This window comes from Endozoicomonas sp. ALE010 (assembly GCF_049310165.1).
Taxonomy (GTDB): Bacteria; Pseudomonadota; Gammaproteobacteria; order Pseudomonadales; family Endozoicomonadaceae; genus Endozoicomonas.
Genome location: NZ_JBLYNV010000006.1, coordinates 20,331 through 32,982 on the forward strand (window position 1 = coordinate 20,331; position 12,652 = coordinate 32,982).

Genomic DNA, 12,652 nt, shown 5'->3' on the forward strand with positions numbered 1-12,652 from the left:
ACGCAAGTCAAATAATGTCTCCGATTTAATCCACATGAAGAACCGGACAATGAATAAACCCCACTCTGGAAAATGCCCTGTTATGCACGGTGTGGTAACAGAGAGCGGCAAGTCGAATGTTGACTGGTGGCCAAAAACCCTGAACCTCGACATTCTGCATCAACATGACCAAAAAACTGACCCGATGGCACCGGAGTTTAACTATCGGGAAGCGGTGAAAACTCTCGACTTTGCAGGCCTGAAGCAAGACCTTAAAGATCTGATGACCAACTCCCAGCAGTGGTGGCCTGCCGACTGGGGACACTACGGCGGCCTGATGGTGCGTATGTCCTGGCATGCTTCCGGTACTTACCGTATTGCCGATGGCCGTGGCGGTGGCAGTACCGGTAACCAGCGTTTTGCACCGCTGAATTCCTGGCCCGATAACGCCAACCTGGACAAAGCCCGTCGTCTATTATGGCCGATCAAGAAAAAGTACGGTAACAAACTGAGCTGGGCTGACCTGCTGGCTTATGCAGGCACTGTCGCTTATGAATCCATGGGGCTGAAGACCTTTGGCTTCGCTTTCGGCCGGGAAGATATCTGGCACCCTGAAAAAGATATCTATTGGGGCTCGGAAAAAGAGTGGCTGAAGCCAAGCACTGAAGAAGAGTCCGGCCGGTGCCTGGCAATATGAGCCCATTAACATTGCCGAAGAAGACAAGCCTGTGGATGTGGAAGACCCATCCATCCGCTACAACCCCATCATGACCGATGCGGATATGGCGCTGAAGGTGGATCCGGAATATCGCAAGATTTCCGAACGCTTCCGTGATGACCACGCCTACTTCTCCGACGTGTTTGCCCGTGCCTGGTTCAAGCTGACCCACCGGGATATGGGACCACAAACCCGTTACATCGGCCCGGATGCACCACAGGAAGCGCTGATCTGGCAAGACCCGGTACCTGCAGGCAAGACCGATTACGATGTGGCTGCGCTCAAGGCCAGAATTGCCGCCAGCGGCCTGAGCAACAGCGATATGATCACTACGGCCTGGGACAGCGCCCGTGTTGACCTGGTATTTGGTTCCAACTCAATTCTGCGAGCTTACGCAGAAGTGTACGTCCAAGACGATAATCAGGAAAAATTCGTTCGTGACTTTGTCGCCGCCTGGACCAAAGTGATGAATGCTGATCGATTTGACCTGGCTTAATCGCAACACCTGCTAAAACCCGATACACACGCCGCATTCATTGCGGCGTGTTTTTTTCTCAAAGCCAATTTTCTTTTTTCTGCCTACCGCCGTCATGGTAGAGTTACAGGTCGAATTTGAACACTTGAAGCATCATTGCTGGAGAGATCATGACCTACCCCTTTCGTTCAGTGAGCACGCTGACCTTGCTGCTGTTAACCAGCCTGTTAACGGCCTGTGGCTTCCATCTGAGAGGCGCAATGAGTACTGCCAGTGAAGTCAGCCAACTGTCCATCACCGGCAATGATCCTGTCTATATTCACTCCCTCTCCAGAGCGATGGAACGCAGTGGCATCGATATCAGCGAGACGGCTCCATGGCGCATCAACATCATCCGCGTTGAACGTGATACGGATCAGCAGACCGTTGCCAGTGCGGGCTATTTTGAGCAGAGAATTGCCATGCAGGTGGTTTACCAGTTACAAACCGCCTCTGGCCTGCCGCTGTTCGCTCCGGTTCAGTTAAACCGCGAACGTTACATCACCCAGAACCAGGATGCGCCGAATGCGGCGGAATCAGAACAAGGGATTATCCTTTCTGAGCTACAGCAGGCGCTGGTTGCCACAACCCTGCGCCGGATTCACAGCCTGTCTGAGGCTGAGCTGTCAGCGGCCGCTGAACAGGCCAGGGCTGCGGCGCAAGCCCAGATGGAAAGCACTGAATCCAGCCGGAACCCTCTGCCTTGAAGCTTCGTATTGACCAACTGGGCGCACAGCTGAAGAAACAGCTGGCACCTGTCTACATCGTCAGCGGTGATGAACCGCTTCAGGTTGCCCGGTGCTGTGATCAAATTCGCCAATATGCCAGGGACACCGGGTTTTCCGAGCGCCATGTTTATCATGTTGAAAACGGCTTTGACTGGGGGGATTTTCTCAGCACGGCCAACAGCCTGTCGCTGTTTGCCCAGAAGCAGATTCTTGAGCTGCGAATCCCCAATGGCAAGCCCGGAGATGCAGGCAGTAAAGCGCTGCTGGAATACCTCAGCCACCCCTCACCGGACAATCTGCTGCTGATGATCACGGATCGTCTGGATAATACCCTGCAAAAATCAAAATGGTTCAAGGCGCTGGAACAGGCCGGAGTATTTATTCCCATCTGGCCAATCGAATCCGGACAGCTACCAGGCTGGCTCGCTCAACAGCTTAAAGTGGATGGCTACCGGGCAACCCCGGATGCCCTGAGCCTGATTGCCGAGCGTGTGGAAGGGAATCTTCTGGCGGCATCCCAGGAACTGGAAAAGCTCAAGCTTCTGGCCAGGGACAAAACCATTGATGAAGCTACTGTGCGGGAAGCGGTGTCGGACAGTGCCCGATATGATGTGTTCCAACTGCTGGACAGCGCCCTGGAAGGCAATATCAAACAGTGTGTGCGCATCCTGGGCATTCTGAAAGGTGAAGGCATTGAGCCTCCGATCATTCTCTGGGCTCTGGCCAGGGAGATACGCCTGCTTAGCCATCTGAGCCGACAGCTATCCCGGGGCATGGCAAGGGATCTGGCCATTGAACAATCCGCTAAAGCGCTGGGGTTTGTGCCATTTATGCTCAAGCGCAGGGCAGCATTGCTGGAAAAGGCCATTCGCCGTAGCAGCGAGCGAAACCTGCGTCAGATGCTGCTGGATACAGGAAAGATTGATCGTTGTATCAAAGGGTTAGAGAAAGGTAACGCCTGGGATAAACTGCTGACCCTGACCCTGAATCTGGCAGGTTTACCCCCTATTCAGGTCATCAAGTGACTCCAGAAAGTAGCCAGTACATGGTTTCAATGAGTTTGACGGGTTGTCGTGCCTCCGCACTCCGTTCGTCCTGAGCCTGTCGAAGTATCCATCATAGGGCCTAAAGGCGGAAACTCCGGACTCTGATAGATCGTGCCAAGTACCCTTCGACTCCGCTCAGGGTGAACGGAGATTGTGCACGTCAAACTCATTGAAACCATGCACTAGTGCAGAAAAGCGTTAATACCCGTACACCCCGTTCATCCTGAGCGGAGTCGAAGGGTGATTGGCACGGTCTTCGTTGTTGGTTCGGAGTCCACATCCTTCGACAGGCCTCAGCACGAACAGCATGGGTATCAACGCTAAGCTGCACCAGGAGCTGTCGGCGAACATGACATGGAACCTAATCTGGTACGCACGGTCTAAAAGTTAAAACAATGTTTAAGGGACTATGCAGTATGAACAGATCATTTCTTGTTAAAAAGCCATCACTGGACGGCAAATTCTGGTGGGATAACAACAATATTCCCGGCTACCTGATGAATTCGGACATCGAAAAGGCGCTTGCTACCTTTCGCCGGATAAAGGAGTTTCAGTACATTGAGTTCAATCAGGGCAGGCCTACTTATGTGTTTTTGATGGAAGACGTGTGCCCGCATACCCCCTACGATAAGGTAATGGTCTCCATTACTGACCGGGGCGATATGAAATATGTCTTTGTATACAACGACCCCCGGCCAGAAGAGCGGTGGTGGATCGTTTATCAGCCCATTAATGAATCAGGAGTGCCGATTAGCACTGAACGCTGTGTCGGCTGGTTTATTGATGAGTATGCCGCGCTGGAAAAAGCCAGGGATGTCCTTGCCAAACCGGACAGAACCAGCAAAGTTAATTAAAAGACCGCTGGCAAAGCACTATACTTCGCAGCCAATACAACATCACAACACATAGAAGTAGTAGTGCAATGACAGCATCTTCCTGGTTATCCATCCTGGCCATTTGTGCGCTTGGTACCATCTCACCGGGCCCAAGTCTGGCGGCCGTCATGAAAAGTACCGTGCAGGGGTCCAGGGCCCATGGGCTGGTTACGTCGATTTCCCATGCCCTGGGGATTGGTATTTATGCGTTTCTGGTGGCGGCGGGTATCGGTGTTGTGATTACTGAAACGCCCTGGCTCTATAAATTCATTACCTATGCAGGTTCTGCCTATCTGGCCTGGATGGGGTATAAGGCTATTACCTGTGCATCCTCGTTAATTAACGACCAGCATCAGTTACAGCAACAGCTGAGCCTGAAACAGGCGGCAATTAACGGCTTTCTGGTCTCTTTCCTGAACCCCAAGATTGCCGTATTTTTCCTGGCGCTGTTCAGCCAGTTTGTGACGCCTGATTCCACGGTAATCACTCAGATACTGATGGCATCCATTGCCACACTCTGCGATGGCGTCTGGTATTGCCTGGTTGCCTCAGTAGCAGGCCATGGCAAAGTGCTGCCAGCGCTACGAAAAAGAGCCACGCTGATCAACCGGCTGTGTGGCATCCTGTTGATTCTGGTGGCTCTTCGTATTGTGTGTATGTAAGTAGTTAACCAGATGGAATCCTATTTTTCTGACTCAGTGATCAGTCAAAAAGGCTCAAGTCCCGAACGGCACCCTTATCTGCACTGGTGACCATACGGGCATAAGCTTTAAGTGCCGTGGAGACCCTTCTTGGCCGGGACTTAACCGGCTGCCAGGCAGCTTTCCCCCGGGCCTCCATGGCTGTCCGTCTGACGGCCAGCTGGTCTTCGGTCAACTGGACATTAATGCTTCGGTTGGGAATATCTATCCGAATGATATCCCCATTTTCCACCAGGCCAATGGCACCACCGGATGCGGCCTCAGGAGAAGCATGACCAATGGACAGTCCGGAAGTCCCCCCGGAAAAGCGTCCATCCGTCAGCAGCGCACAGGCCTTACCCAGCCCTTTCGATTTCAGATAACTGGTGGGGTAGAGCATTTCCTGCATACCCGGCCCACCTTTTGGCCCTTCGTAGCGAACAATCACCACCTCTCCCGGCTGCACCCGGTCTTCCAGAATAGCGTTGACCGCGTCCTCCTGACTTTCACAGATATGGGCCGGACCTTCGAAGACCAGGTTATCATCATCAACACCCGAGGTTTTGACGACACAGCCATCGGCGGCAATGTTGCCATAAAGCACTGCAAGCCCCCCCTCAGTACTGAAGGCATGTTCCAGTGAGCGAATACAGCCTTCTGCCCGGTCATAATCCAGTGTCTCCCAGCGATAATCCTGACTGAAGGCTTCTGTCGTACGAATACCGGCAGGACCGGCCTTAAAGAACGTTGTTACCGACTCATCACGGGTTTGGATAATATCCCAACGGGACAGGGCTTCACTGACGGTGGCGCTGTGCACCATGGGAATATCATTGTGCAATAATCCGGCACGATCCAGCTCACCAAGGATACCCATCACCCCACCCGCCCGGTGAACATCTTCCATATGGTATTTCGGGGTGTTGGGTGCCACTTTGCATAACTGGGGGATCCGACGGGATAACTCGTCAATATTACGCATATCGAAAGGTATGCCACCTTCCTGGGCAGCCGCCAGCAGATGCAGGATGGTATTGGTCGATCCACCCATGGCGATGTCCAGACTCATGGCATTTTCAAACGCCTTGAAACTGGCGATGGATCTGGGCAGTACACTCTCATCGTCGTGTTCATAATAACGCCGGGTGATGTCAACAATACGGCGAGCTGCTTCCAGAAACAGCTGTTCACGGTCAGCGTGAGTAGCCAGCATGGAACCATTGCCCGGCAGGGAAAGACCCAGCGCTTCCGTCAGACAGTTCATGGAGTTGGCGGTAAACATCCCTGAGCAGGAACCACAGGTTGGACAGGCTGAACGCTCATACTCGGCAACAGTTTCATCATCGGCATCTGAAGCGGCGATCACCATGGCATCAACCAGGTCAAGCCCATGTTGTGACAGTTTGGTTTTACCCGCTTCCATTGGCCCACCTGAAACAAAAACCACCGGAATGTTCAGGCGCATGGCCGCCATCAACATGCCCGGGGTGATTTTGTCACAGTTGGAAATACAGACCAGCGCATCGGCTGTGTGGGCATTGACCATATATTCCACGGAGTCAGCGATGATGTCCCGGCTGGGCAACGAATAGAGCATGCCATCGTGCCCCATGGCAATGCCATCATCCACGGCAATGGTGTTGAACTCTTTCGCCACACCGCCATGCTGCTCAATTTCACGGCAAACCAGTTGCCCCATGTCCTTCAAATGAACATGGCCAGGTACAAACTGGGTAAATGAGTTAGCGACAGCAATAATGGGTTTGTTGAAATCCCCATCGTTCATACCTGTTGCCCGCCATAGCGCACGGGCTCCGGCCATATTACGGCCATGGGTGGATGTTCTGGAGCGATAGGCTGGCATGAAACAGTCCCTCTACTAACGGTCAATGGCAAATGGTTTTATTCTTGCTTCTGTCTGTACACGGTAACTTTTTAGAAAGCCAATGCACTCCTTGCTGACGGGGTTTTTATCGCCATCCAATGGCGGCCGGTTAGAATATCAAAATTCAGGCGATTTGTCTGACTATGTGGAAATACCACTGGAAAAACCGGAATCGAATCCACTCTTCAAAGTCATCACAGAAAATAAGACGTAGCCATTGAAAAGTGGCCATTACCAGGAGGGCCAAAAAAAGACGCTCAGCCGGCAAACTGGTGCTGCCGGGCGCTGTGTTTTTCAATCATGATATCAATGGCTTCCTGGTCATAGGGCCGCAAGCCGGAGAGAATCATGGTTTTCTCCCCCATCCCCACCACATCACCATTTTCACGGTAAACAAAGTTAAGCGTTACCTTACCGCGCTTGCCATTAACGTCCAGAGTCGCGCCTGCTGGTTCCAGGTGCGGGTTTACCAGGTCAACACGGGCCATTTTCAAGGTCATGCTGTCGTAAATGACCAGCGGTTTGACGGTATTGATCATTACCCCATGGGATTTCATCAGCGGCACAAAGACATTAGGGAAACTCTCACCGGAGAAGGCCACATAACTGCGCACCAGCTGCTCAATCATCAACGTATCGTGGCTGCAGGCTCCGTGGCGTTCAATATCCAGATACAGCTTGCCGGAAAGATCATAAATGCTCTTATGTCCTTTATCGTTGGTACAGATTTCCAGCTCAACACCGTCGGTGACCATACCATTGAAAGTGACACGCATATCGCTATACAGGCCTTCACTCAGCAGTATTTTGGCAAATAGCAGATCACCCGGAACGCAGAAGCGGGAGTTATCCACATCATGCAAAGGGTTAAAATCATTGGCAATGCGCTTCGCAAACTGGCTGGCCTGTTCGCGGGTAAAGGAAAAGCGGTTGTCTGCCAGAGAGGTACAGTATTGATCAATAAACATAGTGTTAAAGCTGAATTCCTGCCGCAGTCATCCCTTCAGTCAGACGGCACTCAATGCCGCTGGCTATCGGATGTTCAGTCATTAGTGACAAATACCCATGTAAAACAGCGAATATTCTACCCTGCTCTCGTCCACAGAACAGTAGGGACGGGAAAGCGGCTATTACTCAGAGGGATAAGAGCAATAGCCAGCACCTTACCATAAGTGGTTGACCAACCACTTATTTTTTGAATATCAAGCAAGCATTGCGAAGGCCGTAGTTTCAGGAAACACATCTTAAGTGAGTAGCCCCCCTGAAGCCTACCAGTAAATCGTAGCTTTTTGTTTAAAGCATCATTACCGAACTTAACGTTATTGCCGTGGTCTAAAGATACAGTTCAACTGCAATTCAACCCCTGACGCTAGACCCAAACCGATGGCAAACTCTTATAACCTATCCCCTCATCTACCGTTTGTCCCTCAAACCTCAAACGATCACGGGGCATTTCTGGAAGCATTAGCGTTAACTGAAGCGATAACGACGTTGAAGGCACATCTGCCAAAAGAGGGGCAAACACAGGAACCACTGGATCTACGTAACCGATCTGTCAAAGCAACTGAACATCCGGTTGTTCAGTACACGAACGCACAACTGGAAACGAAAAAAAAGCTGTGTCATCGAGGGAACAATGTCACTTTAGAAAGAGAAAAACGATATTTTCAAACGCCATCAGCAGAAACACTCTCTCATCTTCTGGACCAGTTCCAGACCACTTATGTGAAATTCTGGCAGCTACAGGAACTCGTGGAATCCAGAGCAGAAACTCCGCAAAAGAGCTTATTAACCATAGGGGATGATCTTGAACAGTTTGAAAATCACATTATTGATTTTTTACTGAGTTGCACACCTTCGGACCCGGAGCAAATTCAAGACCTTTTCTTAATAAGCATTTGGTTACAATGGATAAAAAACTCTAAAAATGAAATAGAATCGGCTAACCATGTTTTAATCAGCAAACGTATTTTGTCATTTTTCGAACATGAAAAAATGGCCAATATACCACTTGCCAAAATCAATCACAGAGTCACTTGCTGTGATCTGAGGAGCCAGAAAATGGCTCCTTATGATGAAGACTTACTGCCCACAGTCATCATCACAAGTATTACTAACTCATTACAATACATACTTTTTTTTAGAGACACTGAAACTATAAAAGCCAATATCATAAAATTTATTCATGACTCCGAATTATTTACAAGAAGGCAAGACGCGCATCAATGGCTTGCAAAAAATTTAACCATTGCAGAATGGTTCGGGTCTGCGCTCAATGTGGTTAATAAAGTAAAATGCAGTAATATTGCTACCATTCCCGGTTCAACAGACATTCCTGATTTAAACCCGAATTCGTTATTATTCTACGTATTTCGGTTTGGTGAAAATGGTCAGCTGGCATATAACTCACCGGACATTAGCCTGTCAGCATTGGAACAGCTCATCCGTTTCCTCCAGATCCCCGAATTCAAGAAAAAAGTATTACCTTTAATAGAGAAATTTGCATCAACAGAAATACACCTGCCAGTTTTGAATATTATTTGTAATTTTCTGATCAATCAAGATACCTTCCACCTTATCGATATCCCCAACAAAGACAGCAGGCTCTATTTATCCGCGGTTTTGTACTACCTGAAAAACGAACCTGAAAAAGCAGAAAGTGAGCTGTTAAAATCCCGGGTCCCTGAAGCCCGATGGTTACTCAGCAAGGTGTATGAGCAAAACAACCGATTGGAAGAAGCCATTCACCATTCCAGACTGGCCATACAACAAGGTATCAGTTCGGCCAACCTGCAACTGGCTTTGCTGCTGATCAAGAACAGCAAGAATGATCTCGGTTCAATAGAGGAAGTTATTACCCTTTTGCAGAGGGCTATAGAGCACTATGATTTTATCGATGCCAAAGACGTATCATTCTATATTCAGGGAATTATCGATGAACTGGAACTCTCCGAAACAAAACCACTCGCTCTGGAAGCGACATCTGACGAAACAAAGGGATCCAGAAAACAACGACGCCGCCCAGGCTCAACCAGAAAAGAGAAAACCACAAAAATACCGGGTAAAAAAAGATTTCAGGGAAGTGTACCCAGAGATCTGAAAGATCAAAAACCAAGCCCTGGCGAAGATCAATATTCTATCAACGCCAGCCCTGTGTGCTCCACAAGCATCAAAGAAAAACCCATTCAAGGGGAAAGCATTAAATCAATCCCTCGAATCCGGCTGTCCTACATCAGCCTCTCCGTTACACAGTTATTGCACAGCAACGACTTTGATCAGGCTCGAGCCGTATTAAAACAATTCTGTCAGGAAACCCAGCTCACAATACAACAGGCAAGCTTTGCTCACATGGATTTATGGAGCCTCAGAGTGATAGCAAAAGGATCTGAACATCTGGAAGCCTTCAATGCGTCAGCCAAACAAGAACAGAAGTCCGGTGAGTTAAATATATTGGCTCAATCCGGCAAAACACTAACCGATTACGGCCTGGACCGGAAGGCTTGCGACACGGTTTTATTATCTGACGACATTCCAAAAACCCAACAGGTCATTCGAAAACTGATTATTGATAAAGCGCTGGGATGGCTATGCTGCCTCCACCCTTGTGACCAGAATTTAGCCGACTATAAGGCTCAGTGGATCATTCAGCCCTGCACTATTGCCAGGAATCATTTAGCCGAATTTGAACATAGCCTGTCACTGACATTTGTCACCGGTTCTTTTTTATCCCTTATTGGTCATATACATGGTGATATGGCAACAGACTGTGATGACCAAAAAGAGAAAAACAGGCTCAAACAAAAATCGGGGGAATTTTATAGCACAGCCAATGAGTTTAATAGTTGGAGAATTCGATTAAAAAACGAACCCTTGTTACGTCATCGCATCGCAAAAAAAACCCCTTTAGGCGATATTCAAAGACTCAGGAAAAAACTGGCCAAAGAGCAATAGTGTCAAAAATGGGGGGATTGCCTCCCCCCCCATTCGTATCAAAGACCAACGTTGTTCTTCTGTAAGACTTGCTCCGCACGATAACTGGATCGCACCAGCGCACCGGAAACGACTTCAAGGAACCCTTTTTCCAATCCCCATTGCCGATATTTTTCAAACTCTTCCGGCGTCACATAACGCTCAATGGGAAGATGGTTAACCGTTGGCTGCAGGTACTGGCCAAAGGTAACAATATCCACATTAATGGCTCTCAGATCATCCATGGCTTCCAGAATCTCATCATCGGTTTCACCGAGCCCCAGCATCAGGCTGGTTTTCGTCAGGACATCAGGACGGTATTTCTTGGCATGCTCCAGCACAGCCAGTGTCTGCTCGTAACTGGCCCTGGGGTCACGCACGGGATGAGTCAGTCGGCGCACGGTTTCTACATTCTGGGCAAAGACTGCTATGGGGCTATCAACAACCTTTTCAACATGGGACATGACACCGAGAAAATCAGGTGTCAGAACCTCTACATCAGTATCCGGGTTTTCTTCTTTAACCCGGCGAACCACCGCAGCGTAATGTCCGGCTCCGCCGTCCGGCAGGTCATCCCGGTTCACCGAGGTCAGCACCAGATATTTCAGATTCATCAGCTTGACCGAGTTAGCGGTGTGCTCTGGTTCATCATGATCCAGCCACCCTTTGGGATTCCCGGTATTCACCGCGCAGAACCGGCAGGCCCGGGTGCAGGTATCACCCATCAACATGATGGTTGCAGTACCAGAGCTCCAGCACTCGTTGATATTCGGGCACATGGCCTCTTCGCAGACCGTACTGAGCTTATGCTCATGCACGGTACTTTTGACTTCTTTGTATTTTGTGCCGTGACTTGCTTTTATTCTGAGCCAGGATGGTTTCCGCTGAATCGGGGCATGCTGCCCCCCGGCACTGGCTTTAATGCCATTTTTAATGGCTGTGATACCTTTGTCATTGACAAATTTGGTGCCACTTTCTACTTTGACGCTACCGTCTATTTGCACGGTAGGAATAATATTTTCCGGTTTCATCCGTGGGCTTTCTCCGGTGAGGCCACTATTCGCCAGCTCATGACCTTTTAATGGCTCATGGCTGTCAAACGGCTCAAGACCGCTGTTTTCGGAATGAGTAGACATGCCTCCCCCTGTTTTTTTGGATTACTGCTAACTGGACTGGTAAACGGGTTAACTCTTATCTCCGCTATCTGCCGTCAACAGCTCATCAATCGCCGTTCTTTCATCAATATTGATGTAGCTGAGTGCTTTCTGAAAGCATACCAGTAAACGCCGACTCACTTCCTCCATATCGACATTTTCCAGCAGCGATGCCATATCCACCACATTAAGCCCGCGATAACCACAGGGATTAATTCGGTTAAACGGTTCCAGATCCATGTCGACGTTCAGGCTTAAACCGTGGTAAGAACACATCTTACGAAAGCGAAGCCCAAGGGAGGCAATCTTGGCACCATTGACATAAACACCCGGCGCATCCGGCCTGTTCTGTGCCTCTAAACCATAACCGGCCAGCATTGCAATGACGGCACTTTCCAATGCAGAAACCACAGCCCTTGGACCACTCTTCTTCCGGCGCACATCCATCAGGAAGTAAAACACCAGCTGCCCCGGACCATGATAGGTAACCTGGCCACCACGATCCACCTGAATAACCGGGATATCTCCCGGGAAGAGAACATGTTCCGGCTTGCCAGCCTGCCCCTGGGTGAAAACCGGGGGATGTTCCACCACCCAGAATTCATCCCGGGTCTGATCATCCCTCTTGGCAGTAAAGGCTTTCATAGCCTGCCAGACAGGCTCGTAGTTTCTCCGCCCGAGATAACGAACGATCAGGTCATTTTCAATACCGTCAGACTGTTGGGTGCTTTCAGCCATCAAAGCCCTGTCCATTACAAAACCATCTGAATACGGCCACTGGCTTTCAAATCTTCAAAGAGCGCCTGCAGTTGAGGTTCGCCAGTGGCATGAATAACCACGGTCACTGACATGTACTTGCCATTTCGGCTGGTTTTCATTTTGGCATGGCCATCGAAGTCCGGTGCGTGTCTGGCCACCACCCGCAGCACAAAATCTTTATAATCGGGAGCGGAGTGCCCTACGATACGAATAGGGTAATCACAGGGGAATTCAATTTTCGGGGCCTGTGGCTCATTCATAACCATCTACCTACATCATTGTCGGACTGTACGTCGGACTATAAACAGTAAAAGCGCTGCACCCTCGGGAATACAGCACTTTTCA

General features: G+C 49.7%; 10 protein-coding genes and 1 pseudogene. 6 read left to right on the forward strand and 5 right to left on the reverse strand.

Annotation, left to right across the window (positions count from 1 at the left end; translation table 11 throughout):
* Positions 1–49: 49 nt before the first annotated feature.
* The 5 genes and pseudogenes from ACO6UY_RS04420 to ACO6UY_RS04440 all read left to right on the forward strand — a co-directional run.
* A pseudogene (locus ACO6UY_RS04420) lies at positions 50–1,049 on the forward strand (peroxidase family protein); the annotation flags it as partial.
* Positions 1,050–1,342: 293 nt separating this feature from the next.
* Positions 1,343–1,918 carry a hypothetical protein gene (locus ACO6UY_RS04425; protein ID WP_422489191.1) on the forward strand — a complete coding sequence of 192 codons (576 nt, stop codon included), beginning with the start codon at positions 1,343–1,345 and terminating at the stop codon, positions 1,916–1,918.
* Entirely contained in the window at positions 1,915–2,964 is a 1,050-nt protein-coding gene (gene holA, locus ACO6UY_RS04430; protein WP_422489193.1) for a DNA polymerase III subunit delta, read from the forward strand. The genes ACO6UY_RS04425 and holA overlap by 4 nt, the downstream gene beginning before the upstream one ends.
* A gap of 437 nt (positions 2,965–3,401) precedes the next feature.
* Positions 3,402–3,839 (forward strand): hypothetical protein, encoded by a 438-nt coding sequence (locus ACO6UY_RS04435; RefSeq protein ID WP_269673074.1) that lies wholly within the window; start codon positions 3,402–3,404, stop codon positions 3,837–3,839.
* 68 nt (positions 3,840–3,907) lie between these two features.
* Entirely contained in the window at positions 3,908–4,522 is a 615-nt protein-coding gene (locus ACO6UY_RS04440) for a LysE family translocator (RefSeq protein WP_422446633.1), read from the forward strand.
* Between the two features lie 40 nt (positions 4,523–4,562).
* On the opposite strand, the gene ilvD is transcribed toward ACO6UY_RS04440, so the two are convergent.
* Complete coding sequence (ilvD, locus tag ACO6UY_RS04445) at positions 4,563–6,404, reverse strand: dihydroxy-acid dehydratase (protein ID WP_422446635.1); 1,842 nt, start codon at positions 6,402–6,404, stop codon at positions 4,563–4,565.
* 278 nt (positions 6,405–6,682) lie between these two features.
* The gene (locus ACO6UY_RS04450) at positions 6,683–7,393 is read right to left on the reverse strand and encodes a DUF3581 family protein (protein ID WP_422446637.1); all 711 of its coding nucleotides are present in this window, start codon (positions 7,391–7,393) and stop codon (positions 6,683–6,685) included.
* A gap of 415 nt (positions 7,394–7,808) precedes the next feature.
* Between ACO6UY_RS04450 and ACO6UY_RS04455 the strand changes: the two genes are divergently transcribed.
* On the forward strand, positions 7,809–10,376 hold the full coding sequence (locus tag ACO6UY_RS04455; protein WP_422489195.1) for a hypothetical protein: 2,568 nt from the start codon (positions 7,809–7,811) through the stop codon (positions 10,374–10,376).
* Positions 10,377–10,414: 38 nt separating this feature from the next.
* Here the strand turns inward: ACO6UY_RS04455 and lipA are convergent, their stop codons facing one another.
* The 3 genes from lipA to ACO6UY_RS04470 form a co-directional block, all read right to left on the reverse strand.
* Complete coding sequence (gene lipA / locus ACO6UY_RS04460; RefSeq protein ID WP_422459583.1) at positions 10,415–11,425, reverse strand: lipoyl synthase; 1,011 nt, start codon at positions 11,423–11,425, stop codon at positions 10,415–10,417.
* Positions 11,426–11,578: 153 nt separating this feature from the next.
* On the reverse strand, positions 11,579–12,286 hold the full coding sequence (gene lipB / locus ACO6UY_RS04465) for a lipoyl(octanoyl) transferase LipB (RefSeq protein ID WP_422459546.1): 708 nt from the start codon (positions 12,284–12,286) through the stop codon (positions 11,579–11,581).
* 14 nt (positions 12,287–12,300) lie between these two features.
* On the reverse strand, positions 12,301–12,567 hold the full coding sequence (locus tag ACO6UY_RS04470; RefSeq protein ID WP_422489196.1) for a YbeD family protein: 267 nt from the start codon (positions 12,565–12,567) through the stop codon (positions 12,301–12,303).
* Positions 12,568–12,652 lie beyond the last annotated feature (85 nt).